16 protein-coding genes and 1 pseudogene are annotated in these 17,513 nt (G+C 57.5%); 13 read left to right on the top strand and 4 right to left on the bottom strand.

Annotation, left to right across the window (positions count from 1 at the left end; all coding sequences use genetic code 11):
• The first annotated feature begins 72 nt into the window (after positions 1-72).
• Positions 73-544, top strand: a pseudogene (locus tag PO881_RS20530) (LysR family transcriptional regulator).
• A gap of 30 nt (positions 545-574) precedes the next feature.
• On the opposite strand, the gene PO881_RS20525 reads toward PO881_RS20530, so the two are convergent.
• Positions 575-1,255: an SDR family NAD(P)-dependent oxidoreductase gene (locus PO881_RS20525; protein ID WP_192234620.1), complete on the bottom strand. Its 681-nt coding sequence runs from the start codon at positions 1,253-1,255 to the stop codon at positions 575-577.
• A gap of 132 nt (positions 1,256-1,387) precedes the next feature.
• Between PO881_RS20525 and PO881_RS20520 the strand changes: the two genes are divergently transcribed.
• Positions 1,388-2,323 (top strand): LysR family transcriptional regulator, encoded by a 936-nt coding sequence (locus tag PO881_RS20520; protein ID WP_277975077.1) that lies wholly within the window; start codon positions 1,388-1,390, stop codon positions 2,321-2,323.
• Here PO881_RS20520 and PO881_RS20515 read toward each other — a convergent pair.
• Positions 2,281-3,315, bottom strand: a complete 1,035-nt coding sequence (locus PO881_RS20515) for a LacI family DNA-binding transcriptional regulator (RefSeq protein ID WP_277975076.1) — start codon at positions 3,313-3,315, stop codon at positions 2,281-2,283. The genes PO881_RS20520 and PO881_RS20515 overlap by 43 nt on opposite strands.
• A 217-nt stretch (positions 3,316-3,532) precedes the next feature.
• Here PO881_RS20515 and PO881_RS20510 point away from each other — a divergent pair, with 217 nt between their 5' ends.
• From PO881_RS20510 to PO881_RS20495, 4 genes are all read left to right on the top strand, one after another.
• Entirely contained in the window at positions 3,533-4,561 is a 1,029-nt protein-coding gene (locus tag PO881_RS20510) for an ABC transporter substrate-binding protein (RefSeq protein ID WP_101761718.1), read from the top strand.
• Between the two features lie 138 nt (positions 4,562-4,699).
• A complete protein-coding gene (locus PO881_RS20505) occupies positions 4,700-6,922 on the top strand; it encodes an iron ABC transporter permease (protein WP_280173209.1) in 2,223 nt (740 codons plus the stop codon).
• Entirely contained in the window at positions 6,919-7,980 is a 1,062-nt protein-coding gene (locus tag PO881_RS20500; protein ID WP_061719127.1) for an ABC transporter ATP-binding protein, read from the top strand. The genes PO881_RS20505 and PO881_RS20500 overlap by 4 nt, the downstream gene beginning before the upstream one ends.
• Positions 7,981-7,994: 14 nt before the next feature.
• Entirely contained in the window at positions 7,995-8,795 is an 801-nt protein-coding gene (locus PO881_RS20495) for an inositol monophosphatase family protein (RefSeq protein WP_280173325.1), read from the top strand.
• 36 nt (positions 8,796-8,831) lie between these two features.
• Here the strand turns inward: PO881_RS20495 and PO881_RS20490 are convergent, their stop codons facing one another.
• On the bottom strand, positions 8,832-9,470 hold the full coding sequence (locus tag PO881_RS20490; RefSeq protein WP_192413203.1) for a LysE family transporter: 639 nt from the start codon (positions 9,468-9,470) through the stop codon (positions 8,832-8,834).
• Between the two features lie 280 nt (positions 9,471-9,750).
• Between PO881_RS20490 and PO881_RS20485 the strand changes: the two genes are divergently transcribed.
• The 7 genes from PO881_RS20485 (at position 9,751) to PO881_RS20455 (ending at position 16,572) form a co-directional block, all read left to right on the top strand.
• Entirely contained in the window at positions 9,751-10,971 is a 1,221-nt protein-coding gene (locus PO881_RS20485) for a lactonase family protein (RefSeq protein WP_280173208.1), read from the top strand.
• A 291-nt stretch (positions 10,972-11,262) separates the two neighbouring features.
• Positions 11,263-12,504 carry an ABC transporter substrate-binding protein gene (locus PO881_RS20480; protein ID WP_110866760.1) on the top strand — a complete coding sequence of 414 codons (1,242 nt, stop codon included), beginning with the start codon at positions 11,263-11,265 and terminating at the stop codon, positions 12,502-12,504.
• 11 nt (positions 12,505-12,515) lie between these two features.
• Positions 12,516-13,385, top strand: coding sequence for a branched-chain amino acid ABC transporter permease (locus PO881_RS20475; protein WP_280173207.1), 870 nt, complete (start codon positions 12,516-12,518; stop codon positions 13,383-13,385).
• Positions 13,385-14,413: a branched-chain amino acid ABC transporter permease gene (locus tag PO881_RS20470; RefSeq protein ID WP_222183586.1), complete on the top strand. Its 1,029-nt coding sequence runs from the start codon at positions 13,385-13,387 to the stop codon at positions 14,411-14,413. Before PO881_RS20475 ends, PO881_RS20470 begins: the two co-directional genes overlap by 1 nt.
• Positions 14,410-15,141, top strand: coding sequence for an ATP-binding cassette domain-containing protein (locus PO881_RS20465; protein ID WP_137387268.1), 732 nt, complete (start codon positions 14,410-14,412; stop codon positions 15,139-15,141). The genes PO881_RS20470 and PO881_RS20465 overlap by 4 nt, the downstream gene beginning before the upstream one ends.
• The gene (locus tag PO881_RS20460) at positions 15,134-15,838 is read left to right on the top strand and encodes an ABC transporter ATP-binding protein (protein ID WP_192413198.1); all 705 of its coding nucleotides are present in this window, start codon (positions 15,134-15,136) and stop codon (positions 15,836-15,838) included. Before PO881_RS20465 ends, PO881_RS20460 begins: the two co-directional genes overlap by 8 nt.
• A gap of 155 nt (positions 15,839-15,993) precedes the next feature.
• Positions 15,994-16,572 carry an ANTAR domain-containing protein gene (locus tag PO881_RS20455; protein WP_192413197.1) on the top strand — a complete coding sequence of 193 codons (579 nt, stop codon included), beginning with the start codon at positions 15,994-15,996 and terminating at the stop codon, positions 16,570-16,572.
• Here the strand turns inward: PO881_RS20455 and PO881_RS20450 are convergent.
• Complete coding sequence (locus tag PO881_RS20450) at positions 16,561-17,508, bottom strand: helix-turn-helix domain-containing protein (RefSeq protein ID WP_192413196.1); 948 nt, start codon at positions 17,506-17,508, stop codon at positions 16,561-16,563. The two genes, PO881_RS20455 and PO881_RS20450, sit on opposite strands and share 12 nt — an antisense overlap.
• Positions 17,509-17,513: the final 5 nt, after the last annotated feature.

Below are 17,513 nucleotides of genomic sequence, written 5' to 3'. Positions count from 1 at the left end.
TAAAGTTTTTGGTTGCAGTGAAGAAGCCTCACTATACTGGCGGCTCGATCATTATTTAAATCGATTAGAATCATGCAAAGCATCAACGAAAATGATTTCTCGCGCATCGACCTGAATTTGCTGGTGGTGTTGCTGGTGATGTACGAGGTGCGCAGCGTCACGCAAGCGGCAAATCGACTCTATCTTGGACAACCGGCGGTGAGCGCGGCGTTAAAACGGCTGCGCGAGATGTTTGACGATCCGCTATTTGTGCGCGCTGGATCGGCAGCTGCAGCAACAAGGTGTGGCGCGGCGCGTGCGCTATATGACGCCAAATTTCTCCGCGTTGCCGATGCTGCTTAAGCGTTTGCCGCTGTTCGCTACGGTGCCGCAGGGTTTGGTGCCATCCTGGTGCGATTTGTATGACCTGAGCGCCGCGCCAGTACCGGTCAATATGCCGGATTATGAAGTGTCGCTGCTGTGGCATAACGCGCGCAGCGAAGATGCCGCCAGCCGCTGGCTGCGGGAGAGGCTGCGCGGGCTGATAAAGAGTAAGCCGCTTTGATGAGGTCGCCATAAATGGCGACCTGCACGTTTACCACGGCACCACACGCCCTAAATAATCCAGATAATGAATTCCGCGTCGCCCAGCGTAGCTTTCCATAGTGTTCAGCAAGTTCGGAATGCTCTCCTCAATGGTCAGGCGCGCTTCCGGGCCGCCCATATCGGTGCGCACCCAGCCGGGTGCCATCAACAATAACGTGCGCTCGCCGCCGCTACGTGCGGCGAAGCTGCGCATAAACATATTTAGCGCCGCTTTGCTGCCGCGATACACCTCGTAATTACCGTTGGTGTTGTTGGTCAAACTGCCCTGGCCAGATGACATCACCGCAATAGTGCCGCTGGGCGTAACGCGATCTTTAAAGGTTTCAATCACCCGCAACGGGCTTAGCGCGTTAGTCACCATCACGCGGGTGAACTCTTCGGTGGAAACATCGGCGATGGTTTCGCGGTCATCATTTTTCACCCCTGCGTTGACGAACAGCATATCGAACTGCCAATCCGCCAGCCGCGTATGCAGCGCCTGGACCTGTTCCGGTTCATTGATATCCACGCTCTCCACCGTCAACTGTGCGGGGAAGCGATCGGCCAGTTGTTGTAAATTTCCTGTCGAGTTTTCACGTCCGGTGGCGACCACCTGATAACCGCGCTGCAGCATGGTTTCCGCCAGTGCCAAACCCAGGCCACGCGATGCGCCAATCAGTAATATCTTCATGTTGTTCTCCTTGGTGTTTGCGATAAGAAGAGTGTAGCGCCGGGTTAGGGCAGGCGGAACGCGCAGCACTCGCAGTATTAACCTGCGCCAAACGCCTTGTCTCAAAGTGCGCAATAGGCGAGGATAAAGCGTATGAATGATGCCGATTTGAATCTGTTAATTGCTTTGGATGCGCTGCTGATTGAAGGCAGCGTGATTGGCGCTGCGCGTCGCTTGGGCTTAAGCGAATCGGCGATGAGCCGCACGCTGGGACGCTTACGTGCCACCACCGGCGATGCGCTGTTAGTGCGCGCCGGACGCAACATGGTGCTGACACCTTATGCCGAAGCGATCCGCGAGCGCACGCATCACACGGTACGCGAGGCGCGTGCGGTGTTAAGCCCAACGGCGCAGTCGCTGGATCTGCATCAGCTAGACCGCTGCTTCACCCTGCGCACCAATGAAGGGTTCGTCGAAGCCTTTGGCAGCGCGCTCATCGCTGCCGTGGCGCACCAGGCGCCGCACGCGTGGCTCAGTTTTGTGCCCAAGCCGGAGAAAAGCGCGCGCGATTTGCGCGAAGGCAACATCGATCTGGAGATTGGCGTGCTGGGCAATATGGGCCCGGAGATTCGCCTGCAGGCGCTGTTCCGCGATAGCTTCGTTGGCGTGGTGCGCGCCGGGCATCCGCTCACGCAGCAGCGGGATATCACCCAGTTCGCCGCTTTTGGTCATATCGTGGCGTCACGGCGCGGTGAGCTTGGCGGGCCGATTCACGATGCGCTAAAGCAGGCAGGATTAACCCGCAAGGTGGCGGCGGTGGTAGCGGCATTCTCCAGCGCGGTGGCGCTGGCGCAGGAATCGGATCACATCGCTTTGGTGCCGCGTTCGCTGTTTCTGCATCATCCGTTGATCAAAAACAGCACCCGCTTAGCGATGTTTGAACTGCCGTTCGCCACGCCAGAAATGACAGTGTCACAACTGTGGCATCCGAGACTGGAAAATGACGCGGCGCATCGTTGGTTACGCGGCGTGGTAAAAAAGGTTTGTCAACCGCCGCGCACCGAACCACGCCACACTACATCGGCCTGATACAGCAGGCTGTCGTGCTGCTGTTCAACTTGCGGCGTGAAGCCGGTTTCCTCCTGCTCGGTTTGTATCAACCACTTCACCGCATCCTGTGCAAACTGCTCAACCGGTTGGGAAAACGTGGTGAGATTGTAGGATGACCAGCCGGCCTGCGCGATGTTGTCGTAACCGATCAAACAGAGATCTTCCGGCACGCGCAGCGCAAAGCGGTGGCGCGCTTCATCCATAAAGCCGCAGGCCACCAAATCGGTGACGCAAAACACGCCGTCCGGTCGCTGATGACGCGTTAGCAAGCGGTGCGCCAGAATCTGCCCACTCTCGTACGAGGTGGTACCAAAACGTTCGATGGTCACGGTTAATCCCGCCCGTTCGGCCGCCAGCACAAAGGCGTCTTCGCGCTTTTTCAGGCTCGGCGTGCCCGCCAGCGAATTGGCAAATGCCAGATGCTGACAACCGGCGCGCTGAAACGCCATTACCGCCGTTTGCGCGGCGCTTTCGGCATCGAGATTGATGCTAAGCGAGCCCGGCAACGCTTCATCGCGGTTGATCAAAATGATGCGCTGGCCGTGTTTATAGCATTGGCGCGTGATGGTGCGATCCGGCATGCCGGAGAGAATGATTGAGGCATCGGCGCGGAAATTAATCGCCTGCTGCAATGCCGCCGAAACGCTGTTATCCGAGCGATCGGTGTTGATCAGCATCGCCACTTTGCCCGCTTCCTGCAAAAACTGCGTCAGCCAGCGTACCAGACTGGCGCGATAGGGCGTGGCGATTTCCGAGACGATCAGGCAGACAATGCTGCTGCGATTACGCACCAGACCGCGTGCCAGATGATTGACGTGATACCCCAACTCTTCCGCCGCCTTCATCACGCGTTCTCGCGTTGCCGGTGACACGCTGGCGCCCGGCGTAAACGCGCGCGACACCGCTGAGCGCGATACGCCCGCGCGTTCAGCGACATCCTGCGCGCTCACCACCGCTTTCTCATGCTGCATGTTCAACACCTCTTCACAATCTGGCTGAAACTGAGTCTGCCTCAGATTGCAAAGCTGTGCAAACCGCTTTAGATCTCATTTGTTGCATTTTTGTGACATCGCCTAACAATTGCGCAGCGTGGTGTTTGACAGGACATTTCTTGTTCATTACTACTTTGCACACACGTGCAAGAAAAGGTGCCAATGAAGCACCAACCCTACAATCCAGGAGAACACTATGCGAGTCACCTCAATGGCCATCGCGCTATCCCTCTGTTGCACTGCCATACCTTTTGCCGCTTCGGCGGCGGGCAATCTGAACATGGTCTGCTCCGCCGATGTGGTGGTGTGCGAGCACATGACCAACATCTTCAGCAAGGCACATCCGGATATCAAAGTCAGCATGGTGCGCCTCTCGGCGGGCGAAGCTTATGCACGCCTGCGCAGCGAAGCACGCAATCCGCGCACTGATATCTGGTGGGCGGGCACCGGCGATCCGCATATGCAGGCGGCGGAAGAGGGGCTGACGCAGCCGTACAAATCGCCGCTGCTCGATCAGCAGCAGGATTGGGCGCAGAAGCAGGCGGAAAACTCCCATTACCGCACGGTGGGCATCTACGCCGGCGCGCTCGGTTGGGGTTACAACACCAAATTACTGGCGTCGAAAAAGCTGAAAGAGCCGAAATGCTGGGCCGATTTGCTGGACCCAAGCTTCAAAGGAGAAATTCAGATCGCCAACCCGAACTCGTCGGGCACGGCGTACAACACGCTGGCGACGCTGGTGCAGATCATGGGTGAAGATCAGGCCTTTGATTACCTGAAAAAACTCAACGCCAATATTTCGCAGTACACCAAATCCGGCTCGGCGCCGGTGAAATCGGCGGCGCGTGGCGAAACCACCGTGGGCATTGTGTTTATGCATGATGCGGTGGCGATGGAAGTCGACGGTTTCCCAATTAAGACCGTGGCGCCCTGCGAAGGCACCGGCTATGAGATTGGCTCAATGTCGATTGTTAAAGGAGCGCGCAATCTCGCTAACGCCAAAGTCTGGTACGACTGGGCGCTGAGCGCCGAAGCGCAATCGCATATGAAAGAGGCCAAATCCTTCCAGCTGCCGTCGAACCGCAACGCGGAGATTTCAGAGTACGCGCCGCGCTTTGAGAACATCAAATTGATCGATTACGACTTCAAGACCTACGGCGATTCGGCCAAACGTAAAGCGTTACTGGGACGTTGGGATAAAGAGATCGGTGCCAGCGCGCAGTAAGAATTTGCGCACACCGTAGCGGCGCAATTTATTGCGCGTTGTTCGTCGGTGCATGCGGTTCGAATGTTGAAAAGCAAAAACGCGCGAGAAATCGCGCCGCTACGCATACGTGCACGCAATGACGTTTTGGGGGATTGGATGAATGCAAATAATCGTCGTCTGACAGGCGCGCTGCTCATCGGCGCAGTGGCGTTACTGCTGCTGCCGTGGTTCAGCCTGGAAGCCGGTTTCTTCAGCCGCGGCTGGTTAACCAGCCTGTGGAGCGATAGCGCCAACGCGCCTGCGTTGTGGCAAGTGGGCGAACATCCGTGGCTCATCATCGCCATCGCGCTGTTTGTGCTGTGCGCTGGCTGCGGCCTCCTGCCGGGCGCGGCGCGCAGCCGTTTGCTGCTGCTGTTCAGCGCACTTGGCGTGCTGTTCCTCATCATCGAAGGTCACGCAATTGGCTACAGCGGCTGGAGCTGGCTGTGGCTGGAAAACCGCTTCGGCACGCTCGCATCGGGCCAGCCGGCGATGGGCGCAGGTGCGCTGCTGTTGCTGACCACTTTCCTGCTGCTGTTCTCCTTCGCGCTGGCTGAACGCGGCGTGATGAAAGGCGACGCCTTTGTGATGGCGTCGCTGGTGCTGCTCACCGCGCTGGTGAGCATCTTTGTGCTCTATCCGGTGCTGAGCATGTTTGTGGTGTCGGTGCAGGACGTAGACGGCAGCTTCAAACCGGATGGCTTGATCAGCAACATTCAGGATCCGTCGATCTGGAGCTTGTCCTGTTTGTCGGGCGGCACCTGCGGCACCGCATGGCGCACGTTGTGGCTGGCGCTGATGACTGCCGCCGGATCAACGCTGCTCGGTTTGGCGTTTGCCTTAGCCGCCACGCGCACGCCGCTGCCGTGTAAGAAAGCGCTGCGCATGCTGACCATTCTGCCGATCATCACGCCACCGTTTGTCATTGGTCTGGCGCTGATCCTGCTGTTTGGTCGCTCCGGTGTGGTGACGGAACATCTGGCGGCGCTGTTTGGCATCGAGCCGGGCCGCTGGTTATATGGCTTAACCGGCATCTGGATTGCGCAGGTGCTGTCGTTTACGCCGATCGCGTTTCTGGTGCTGATTGGCGTGGTGGAAGGTGTTAGTCCGTCGCTGGAAGAGGCATCACAGACGCTGCGTGCCAATCGCTGGCGCACCTTCACACGCGTTTCGCTGCCGCTGATGGCGCCGGGTTTAGCCAACGCTTTCCTGATTAGCTTTATCGAAAGCATGGCCGATTTCGGTAATCCGATGGTGCTGGGCGGCAGTCACGGCGTGCTCTCCACGGAGATCTTCTTCTCGGTAGTTGGCGCGCAGAACGATCCAAGTCGTGCGGCGGTGCTGGCGATGATTCTGCTGTGCTTCACGCTGACGGCCTTTGTGCTGCAGCGCTGGTGGCTCGGCGGTAAAAACTTCGCCACCGTCACCGGCAAAGGCGACGGCGGCAAACATGTGCAGCTGCCGCGCGTGCTGCGCTTTGGCGTATACGGCATGGTGATTCCGTGGGGCCTGTTCACGCTGGTGATCTACGGCATGATTGTGGTCGGCGGCTTTGTGCAGTCGTGGGGATTGAATGATGCGCTGACCATCGAGCATTACGTGCGCGCCTTCGGCGTCAGCTTCAGCGACGGGCATCTGTTGTGGAGCGGCGTGGCGTGGAACTCGTTCTGGACCACGCTAGAGATCGCGCTGATTGCCGCGCCGCTGACGGCGATTGTCGGCCTGCTCACCGCATGGCTAATTGTGCGGCAGAAGTTTGCCGGTCGTCAGACCTTCGAGTTCCTGCTGATGCTGAGCTTCGCCATTCCCGGCACGGTGATCGGCGTGAGTTATGTGATGGCCTATAACCTGCCGCCGCTGGAGATCACCGGTACCGCGATGATCCTGGTAGCCTGTTTTGTGTTCCGCAACATGCCGGTCGGCGTGCGCGGCGGCATCGCGGCGATGAGCCAGCTGGATAAAAGTCTGGATGAAGCGTCATTAACGCTCGGGGCTAACAGCTTCCGCACGCTGCGCAAAGTGGTACTGCCGCTGCTTAAACCCGCCATCAGCGCCGCGCTGGTCTACGCCTTCGTGCGTGCCATTACCTCAATCAGTGCGGTGATCTTCCTCGTGAGCGCGCAATACAACATGGCAACCTCGTACATCGTTGGGCTGGTGGAAAACGGCGAATACGGTGTGGCGATTGCTTATTCAACCGTCTTGATTGTGGTGATGCTGCTGATCATCGGCATATTCCAGTGGCTGGTGGGCGAACGGCGTCTGCGCCGCGTGGCCCGTCCGGTCGATATTGCGGTGCCGTCCGCAACAACCTCATTAACGCAGGAGAGAGCCGTATGACACGCGTAACCGCTGGATCTGTGGTGTTTGAACACGTCTCGAAACGCTTTGCCGGATTTGATGCCATTCCCGATCTCTCGCTGACGGTGGAGCCCGGCACGCTGGTAACGCTGCTGGGTCCGTCCGGCTGCGGCAAAACCACCACGCTGCGCCTGCTGGCCGGGCTCGAGCATCCCAGCGCCGGGCGCATTTTGATTGGCGGCAAAGATGTCACCAACTTGCCCGCCAATGAGCGCGACGTGGCGATGGTGTTTCAGTCTTACGCGCTGTTCCCGCACATGAGCGCGCTCGACAACATCATGTATGGCTTGCAGTCGTCGGGCATGAATAAGCGTGAAGCGCAGGACCGCGCGCGCGAAGGGTTGAAGCTGGTGGGCCTCGAACATCAGGGCCAGCGATTGCCATCTGAGCTCTCCGGCGGGCAGCAACAGCGCATTGCCGTGGCGCGCGCGCTGGTGCTGGAGCCGCAGGTGCTGCTGCTGGATGAACCGCTCTCGAATCTCGATGAGCGTTTGCGTCGCCGGGTGCGCACCGATATCCGCGATCTTCAACAGCGACTCGGCTTCACCGCGGTGTACGTCACGCACGATCAGGAAGAGGCGCTGGCGGTCTCCGATAAGATTATTGTCATGAAAGAGGGGGATATTGCCCAGCAGGGCGCGCCGGAAAGTCTTTATCACGCGCCGAACTCGGTGTTTATCGCCGACTTTATGGGCGAGGCCAATATCCTGCCGTGCGAAGTGGAGCAGCTTGATGGCAGCGAAGCGCTGGTGCGACTCGGCAGCCAGCGCTATCGCGTGCGCGGCAACGGCCTGAAAACCGGCGCAGCACAGCTGTCGGTGCGACCGCAATTCATCACCCTGCGCGGAGAAGGCGCAGGTGCACTGCGCGGCGAAGTGACGCACAGCACGTGGCTCGGCGACCATATCGAATATGAAGTCGCCACCGAATTGGGTTCACTGTTTATTGTCGATGCCGAGATGGAGCAGCAGTTGCCGCTGGCCTCGAACGTCGCGATTGATTTTAAACCTCAGGGTTTGGCCCTGATTGCCGGTTAATGTAAGGATGGATGATGAGTGAATTAGACAATGACCCGCTGTTATCGCGCCTGATTCTGGCGGAGAAGGTGGCACGCGCCGGCGGCGCGAAGGCGCTGGAGTATTTCCATCAGCGTGAAACTTTGGTGGTGGAGACCAAATACGATTTGCAGGATGTGGTGTCGCGCGCTGACCGCGAAGTGGAGCAGATGCTCGACCAGCAAATTCGCGCGCAGTTTGCCGACGACGGTTTCCTCGGCGAAGAGTACGGATTGCAGGAAGGTTCATCGGGTTATACGTGGGTGGTCGATCCGATCGACGGCACCAGCCCGTTCCTTAACGGCATGCCGAACTGGTGCGTGTCCGTGGCGGTGCTGCATGACGGCGTGCCGGTGATTGGCGTGATTTTCGCGCCCACTTATCAGGAGTGTTACGTGGCGGCGATGGGTCAGGGTGCCACGCTCAACGGCAAGCGCTTGCAGGTGGATGCGTCGCGCACGCTGCAAAACCACGTCACCGGTTTTGGTGCCAACAGCCACGTCAGCCCGGATGAAGTAGGGAAAATCCTCGCCTCGCTGCTGGCGGCAGGGGGGAATTTTATCCGCATTGGGTCCGGCGCATTGATGCTGGCGTGGGTCGCGGCTGGGCGCGTGGTCGGTTATTACGAACCGTACATGCATGCGTGGGATTGCCTGGCCGGTTATTGCCTGGTGAAGGAAGCGGGCGGCTGGTATCACCCGTTCAATACCGAAGGTGAACGATTGTTGAAAGGCGCACAGGTATTGGCGGTTGCGCCAGGCGCGGAAGCCGATTTGAAGCGGATTGCCGGGTTGTGATGTTGGTTGCGGTCGCCATTGAATGGCGACCTTCTATCAAACCAGAATAAATTCCCGGTAACCCGACCAAATCACATAGATGGCGAAATAAACAAAAATCAACGCCGAAGCAAGATAGGAATACTTCAACAAACGCTGCCCCAGCAGCTTGCCGCCCATGCTCCCTACCAGGCACAGCACGCAGGTCCACACTACGCCCGCAATAAAGAAGCCGCCAAGAAACGATGAGGTTGCCGCCGCGCTGCCGTGTCCCATGCGGGAAATCAACGCACCGCCGACGCTGGCAAACCACAAAATCGCGGTCGGCGATGACATCGCCAGCATCACGCCACGACTGAACTCGCGCAGCAGCGATCGATAGGGCTGTTGTTCGGTTTCCGGCAGTGCAGCCTGCTTTTGCAACGCCGCATACAGCATTTTCCCGGCAAACCACAGCAGCATCACACCGCCGCCAATCCACAATATCCAGCGCACGGCGGTGAACTGCAGCACTATCGCCATGCCCGCCAGCGCCAGCACCGCATAGACTAAGTCACCAATGCAGGTGCCAATCCCCAACCAAAAACCGTGAAAATAGCCGCGCTGCATCGCCAGCGTGATCATGGCGATATTGGCGAGACCAATATCAAGGCATAACGACAAACTCAGCAGAAAACCATTTGAAAACTGCAGCATAGCAACGTCAGCATCCCTGGCATGTTAATAGGGCTGTATTAAAGCATGCAGGAAAACGCAGTAATAATAAGAATTACGCATTTGTGCTATTCCGGCTGCCACGTTTGGAGGTAATCGTGCTCTGCCGGCGGATAAATCCACGATAATGTGAACACGATCACGCCTGTTCGCCGCGAATCAAAGCAATCCCACTATAGTCGTTATGCGGCCTGCAGCATTGGCCGCAATCACAATAAAAAATCCAACTCTGCGAACGATTTTTATAAAGAACATTCCGATTATGGTGGGTACCACAATGAAAAATCACAATAAAACGGTGTCTGGCGGTATGGCGTCACGTTTAAGCGTGGCATTATCGCTAGCTGTTTTCACATTAGCGGGAAGTGCAATGGCAACTGCAGCGGAACATCACAACCAAACGGCTTTAGTGGGCACATGGACCAGCATCCCGGATGCGCCGTTAGTGCAAAATCCAGGTCATCCCAGCGAAGGTTTATACCGTTTGAAGGTCAATAGCGACGGCACGCTGACGCCGCTCGATTTCATCAAAATGAAAAGCCCATCGTGGATTGTGAAATCGCACGATGGACGTTTTGCCTATACCACTAACGAAGAAAACGCCGGTGCCGTCACTGCGCTGGCGATTGATCACGGCGGCGAAGTGCGCGTGATTAACGCGGTGGATAGCCACGGCCAGCAGCCGACGCATGCCACCATTAGCCCGGACGGGAAATTCCTGTTTGTCGCCAACTACTCGGTGGCTAAAGGCGGTGCCAGCGTGGCGGTATTCCCGATTCATCACGACGGTTCGCTCGGCGAGCAGGTACAGAATTTCCCGTTCGCCAGCGGCAGCGGGGCAGTGAAAGATCGTCAGGATAGCGGGCATGCGCACTCCACCACCTTCACTCATTATGGCAAATACCTTTACGCTGCAGATCTCGGCGGCGATAAACTGCACGCTTATGCCTATCACGCCGGCAATGCTCAGCCGCTGCAAGCGGATACCTCGCGCGATGTCGCCTTCCCGGCCGGTTCTGGCCCGCGCCACATGGTGTTTTCACCAGATGGTAAACACGCCTATGTCATAACCGAAATGGCCGGTGAAGTGGTGGTGTTTGCGGTTAAGGACGATCGTCTGCAGCAGCAATCTAGCGTCAAACTGAATACGGAAAACAGCAGCGCCGAGTATCGCAGCGGCGGCGGCATTATCCTCAGCCCGAACGGCAAATTTGTGATAGCCGCTAATCGTGGATCGGATAACAGCTTAGTGGTGTTCCGCATTGAGCAGGATGGTTCACTGGGATCGCCGGTGCGCTATAAAGCGGATGGCATTGAACCGCGCGCTTTCGCCTTTGATGCCAGCGGCAAATACCTTTATGTGGCGAACGTGTTTACCAATAACATCACCCTGTTCCATTTCGATGAACAGAGCGGTGTGCTGAAAGCCGCGGGTGAAGTGGCGAAGATTGCCACGCCGACGGATATTAAGTTTTTTAATTAAGTGTTATTGAGGTCGCCATGAAGGGCGACCTCGCACCTAATTGGTGCCCATTGCCATTTAACAGTGCGCACGTTGTCGTAGCGGCGCGATTTATCGCGCAATGAATCGCGCCGCTATGTGAATGTGCAGAGTCTAATTAATTTGGCCCACTTCTTGCTTTATTAAAAACAACGCCCCAACGATGTGGCAACCCTCTTTTCAATGCAGACAGCGCCGTCTGTAGATCGCTTTTATTCTCTCCGGCCTCCCGGAAACACTCCTGTTTGATCCTTCTCTTTTCAAGAGGTTGCTATGGCTATTAGTCGTCGTTCATTTATCCAGGGTTCAGCCGTTTCGGCATTAGGCTTGGCTGCAGGCGTTGCGCCTCAATTCTCTTTCGCCGCCGACAGCAAAGATGCCATCAAAATCGCCAGTATTCTCGACTTATCCGGCGGGCTCGATATTTACGGTAAGCCGATGTCGAACGCCATTAATCTGGCGGCAGAAGAGATCAACGCGGCGGGTGGTTTATTAGGTCGACCGTTGCAAGTGATTAATTACGATGCGCAATCCAATATGCAGCTTTATGCGCAATATGCGCAGCAGGCGGCGCTGAAAGATAAAGTGGCGGTGGTGCATGGCGGTATTACCTCGGCCTCGCGTGAGGTTATTCGTCCGGTATTGGATCGTTTCCGTTCACTCTATTTTTATCCGGCGCAATATGAAGGCGGCGTGTGCGATCGCAATTACTTCTCATCCGGTTCTACGCCGGCACAAACCGTGGAAAAGCTGGTGCCTTATGCGGTGAAGAAGTGGGGCAAAAAAGTCTACGTGCTGGCGGCGGATTATAACTACGGCCAAATCGTCTCGGCGTGGGTGAAAAAGTCGGTGCACGATAATGGCGGTGAAGTGGTAACGGTTGAATTCTTCCCGCTGGATGTTACCGATTTTGGTGCGGCGATCTCTAAAATCCAGAGCGCCAAACCCGACATGGTGTGGTCAGCGCTGGTCGGTGGCGCGCACATCTCCTTCTATCGCCAGTGGCATGCGGCTGGTATGAGCGGCAAGATCCCGATTGCCTCCACGGTGTTTGGCGGCGGCAACGAACATATCATTCTGTCGCCGGAAGAGAGCAACGGCATTCTGGTTGCCGCCAACTATATGCAGGAAATCCCCTCACCGGAAAACAAAGCTTTCGTTGAGCGATTCCATGCGCGCTACGGCGCCAATACGCCGTACATCAGCGACCTGGCGATGGGCGCTTATCAGGGCATGTTGATCTGGGCGGAAGGGGTGCGCAAAGCGGGCGATATCGATCGCATGAAGGTGATCGAGGCACTGGAGTCCGGCGTCACGCTGACCTCGCCGAGCGGCAAGCTGAGCGTGGATCCTGCGACGCATCACTGTTCGCTGGATGTGCATATCGCCGAAGTGGAAAACCATCAGATGAAAATTCTGCAAACCTTCACCGATCAAGCGCCGGTGGATACCGCGATGGTGTGCGATCTGAAGAAAAACCCGCGCGATACCAAACAGTATCAAATTGAGCTGTGACAGGAGCCGCTATGGATCTGTTCATTATCTTCGCCATTGAAGTGCTTAATGCCATCGCCGTGCTGGTGATCATGAGCGTCGGGCTGGCGGTGGTGTTCGGCATGATGAAAATCGTCAATATGGCGCACGGCGAATTCATGATGCTGGGCGGCTACAGCGCCATTCTCGCCACCAATCAGTGGGGCGTGCCGATCTGGATCTCGATGCTGGTGATTGCGCCGCTCACTGTGGGGGTGTTTGGCGCGGTGATTGAGCGCGTGATTATCCGTCATCTGTATGGACGGATGATCGACACCATGCTGGCGACATGGGGGCTGAGTCTGGCGCTGATTGGTGCCGCCACCATGCTGTTCGGCAACACCACGCTGGGCATCAGTTCACCGCTGCCCAGCGTCAATATCGGCAACTACAGCACCAGCGGTTATTCGCTGTTCATGATTGTGTTTGCGATCGGCTTGCTCGGCGCGCTGTGGTTGTTGCTGCGCTTCACCACTTTAGGTTTGTGCGCGCGCGCCACCATGCAGAATGCGCGCATGGCGGCGGCGCTCGGCAGCAATCCGGGCAAAATCTACAGCCTGACGTTTGGCCTGGGCGCAGCGCTGTCGGGTTTAGGCGGCGCGCTGTTAGCGCCGATTACCGGCGTGATCCCGACCATTGGCGTCAGCTTTATCGCCAAAGCCTTTATCACGGTGATTGGCGGTGGTAGCGCCATCATCGCCGGAACGCTCTCCGCCTCGACGTTATTCGGCACCATTTCGCAGCTGGTGACCTACTTCTCCACGCCGGTGTTTGGTGCCGTCGCGCTATTGCTGAGCGCCATTGTGCTGCTGCGCTTGCTGCCGCAGGGCATCACCGGACGCTTCTTCAGGAGATCGCTGTAATGAAACTGTTCTCGGAAAAGATCCAGATTATCGTCATCTCACTGGCGATGGTGCTGGTGGCGCTGTGGCTGTCAGGCGCGATTGAGCTCTACACCTTGCTGTCGCTGACGGTGTTTCTGGTGATGGGTTTGTTGTCGCTCAGCCTGGCGTTCATCTGGGGTTACGGCGGCATCCTGTGCTTTGGTCAGGCGGCATTTTTCGGTTTAGGGGCCTACACCTATGCGATTTGCGCTATCAACTGGGGCGATTCGACCTGGGCGGTGGTGATGGCGGTGCTGCTGCCAACGTTGTTCTCGCTGTTGCTCGGCTATGTGATTTTTTATGGCGGCGTCAGCGATGTCTATCTCGGCGCCATCACGCTGGCGGTGAGTCTGGTGCTGTTTAACTGGGTCAACTCCACCTCCGGCAGCGAATACCACATCGGCGAGGCGTTGCTGGGCGGCTTTAACGGCATTCCTTCGGTGCCGACGCTTAACCTGCCGTTCCAGCCGGAGGCGATTTTATCGCCCGAGGCGATCTTTATGGTCACCGCCGGATGTCTGGCGCTGTGCTACGCCTTGCTGAAGTTCGTGCTGCTGAGCCGTTTTGGCAAAACCGTGGTGGCAATTCGTGAGAACGAGCAGCGCGCCGGATTGCTCGGCTACAACGTGCCGGCGCATAAATTGGCAACCTTCGCCATCGGCGCGGCCATTGCCGGACTGGCGGGCTGTTTGTACGTCAACTGGGGTGCCTTTGTCAGTCCCGGCGTGTTTAGCATCAGCCAGTCGGCGCAGATCATCATCTGGGTGATTGTCGGTGGCCGCGGCACGCTGCTGGGTCCGGTGATCAGCTGCGTGTTGTTGCAGTGGATGGTGACGCGGCTGGGCGCGCAGCAAACCGTGGATGTCAATTTAGTGCTCGGCGTGATTCTGGCGGTGTTTGTGTTGCTGATTCCGGGCGGCATTCTGCCAACGTTGCAGCGTCTGTGGCGGCGCAAGCGTCCCGCCGCGCCTGCCAGCCGCGCGCAGGTCAGTGAGGTGAAACCATGACGGCCAACGTGTTACTGGAAACCCGCAAAATGGGCGTCAGTTTTGGCGGCGTGCATGCGGTGAAAGAGGTGGATTTCACCCTACGTGAAGGTGAGTTGCGCTGCCTGATCGGCCCTAACGGCGCAGGCAAAAGCACTTTCTTCAAGATGCTGAGCGGCCAGGTCACGCCGACGCGCGGCGAGTGCCGCTATCGCGAACAGGTGATCTCCGGCAAACGGCCATGGGAAATCGCGCGTTTGGGGATTGGCATTAAAACTCAGGTGCCGAGCGTGTTCGAAGGCTTAAGCGTGCGGGAAAACCTGTGGCAGGCGGCAGCAAATAAGCTGGCGAAAGCGGCGCTGCCGGCGGCGATAGAACAGGTGCTGGAGGATATCGGTCTGGTCGATCTGCAACATGCGGTGCTCTCGGAACTGGCGCACGGTCAGCGGCAGTGGGTGGAGCTGGGGATGATCCTGATCTCCAAACCGCAGCTGGTGCTGCTGGATGAACCGGCGGCGGGCATGACGCATCAGGAAGTGCGTAAAACCGCGCAGCTGATCAAGGCGATTAATCAGCAGAGCACGGTGGTGGTGGTGGAACATGACATGGAGTTCATCAGCATGATTGCGCAGCAGGTGACGGTGTTTAACCAGGGCGCGGTGCTGGCGGAAGGCAGCTTCCGCGAGGTGACGCAAAATCCGCGGGTGAAAGAGGCGTATCTCGGCAATCTGGAGATTAAACATGCTTGAAATTAAAGAGATGGTCTCGGGTTACAACAAGATTCCGGTGCTGAACTTATCCGAGCTGTTTGTCGGCGCGAAGTCGTTTACCGGCGTGCTGGGCCGCAACGGCATGGGCAAAACCACGCTGCTGCGCACCATTATGGGCGAACTGCCGGCCTGGCAAGGCCAGATCGCGTTGAACGGCATCGATATTACCCGTTATCAGGCGCACCAGCGGGCGGTGGCGGGCATCGGTTTTGTGCCGCAAGGCCGACAGATTTTCCCGCAGCTGACGGTTGAGGAAAATCTGCGCATGGGCTGCGTGAAACATTTTTCCCGCGCCGGAGAGATTATCGAGCAGATGCTGGCGTATTTTCCGCGCCTGAAACGCCTGCTGGCGCAGCCCGGCGGTGCGCTATCAGGCGGCGAGCAGCAGCTATTGGCGCTGGCGCGCTGCCTGTGCGGCCAGCCGCAGCTGGTGCTGCTGGATGAGCCAACGGAAGGGATTCAACCGAATATCTGCGAGGAGATTATCGAGACATTGCGGCGGCTGCGCCATGAGATGGATATTTCAATCATTCTGGTGGAGCAGGATATTGAGTTTCTTTACGCTCTTTCTGACCAGATTCATGTGATTGAAAAGGGGCAGATTGTGCAGAAGATCGATCCGAAAACCCAGTCGAGCGCCAGCGTGGCGGAGCCGTTTTTGGGGTTTCATGTTTGAGCATCATTTAAAAGGTGCGCATGAATGCGCACCCTACAAAACCGTTCCTCATCCTTGTCCGCCCTGACACAGCACCCGGCAGCATCAGCACAGCGTTAACGCATCCGCTCGCTTACTGTGAGGCTTCCTCATTCGGGATGCGCATAGGGTGAACCATGACTGAACAATCATTACTGGCAACGCTTTCTGGTGTCCGGCTGCATATTTTCCATCCTGATTCACAGAGTGTGCGCGCGTTTTGCGCCTCGCTGACGCAGCTGGGCTGTCACGCGCAGCACAGCTGGCCGCCTGCCGCGTCACTCTCCACGGATACGCAGCTGCTGCTGGTGGCGATCGATATGCATCAGCAGCCACTGTTAACCCCGCTGTTTATCAGTGCGCGCGAAAGGGATATTCCCATCATCGCGCTGGCGGATAGCCACAACGCACGGCTGTTTCCGCTACTGCTGCAACTCCAGCCGAATGCCATCGCTGCGCGTGAGCTCAATCCGTTTGCCTTAATTGTGCAAATGATTGGCACGCTAAAAACCGTGCGTCATCAGCAGCGGTTGCGTGCGGTGCAGCAGGCGCGTAAAGCGCGCGGAGAAAGGTTGGCGCAGGCCAAAGGCGTGCTGATGCAAACCTTCGGGCTGGATGAATCGGGGGCGTACCGCTTGATGCGCAGTGAAGCGATGAACACGCGCAGCAGCATGGAATACACCGCCGAGCGCGTAATCACCACGCTACAAAAGTAGCGGCGCGTCCGGCTGCCGTAACAGGCTGCTGGGCGTATAACCAAAGGTTTTGCGGAACGCAAGGCTGAAGTGCGACATATCGCTAAAGCCGTGATCCAACGCCACCTGGGTGATATTGCGCGCTTTGCCTTCGGCGAGAATGCGATGACACGCCTGTAAACGCTCCTGCCAGAGAAAGTTCATCGGCGTGGTGCCGTGCGCGGCAAACACCCGGCTGATGGTGCGCGGCGAGACGTGATGCGCATTGGCGATCTGCGCCACCGACAACTCTGGCTCCTGCAGGTTGTGACGCAGAAAACTCACTACGCGTGAGTAAAGATCCGGCTTCAGCGCCTCTTCGCTGTGCTGCAAATTGACGCTCACCGAAATCATATTCAGCAGCGTGTTGGCAAACTGCTCTGCCAGAAACGGGTTCTCGCGGTCGGGATTAAACACGAACGCTTCCTGCAGCAGCAGCTTGAGCGATGCCATGCCGGGGCGCGTGAGATCCAGCGTTTTGCCTGCCAGTTTGGCGGTGGCAGGCGCTTCCTTCTCCATGATGTGACGTGGCAGATGCACGATATTGATCGCCACCTTTTCCATCGCAAAATCAAACGGCGTGGCAGCATCGTAAATCACCACATCGCCGGCGCTGACGCGTGATTGATGGCCATTCTGCCGCAGCGTGCCGCTGCCGGCGCAGACGTAGCCCAGATAGAAATCGTGATTAGGATGGCGGCGGATGCATTCTGCTGTGCGTTGCCACATCAGCGCGGTATGCGATACGTGATTGGCAATATCCATGTGACCGAGCGTCGAATAGGCAAAGCTGCCGGAAAAAGTGCCTGAATGCATCTGTCGCGCTTGGGCGTTGATCAGACGCGAGCACACCGCATCACGCCAGGCATCGAAGCGATGACGGTTATCGAGATCGTCGGTGGTGAAAAGCTCTTTCATATCAG

Origin of the sequence: Pantoea sp. SS70, assembly GCF_029866845.1 — a bacterium.
Lineage (GTDB): Bacteria > Pseudomonadota > Gammaproteobacteria > Enterobacterales > Enterobacteriaceae > Pantoea > Pantoea leporis.
The sequence above is the reverse complement of the archived record's forward strand: the minus strand, read 5'-3'. Positions and strand labels throughout refer to the sequence as shown.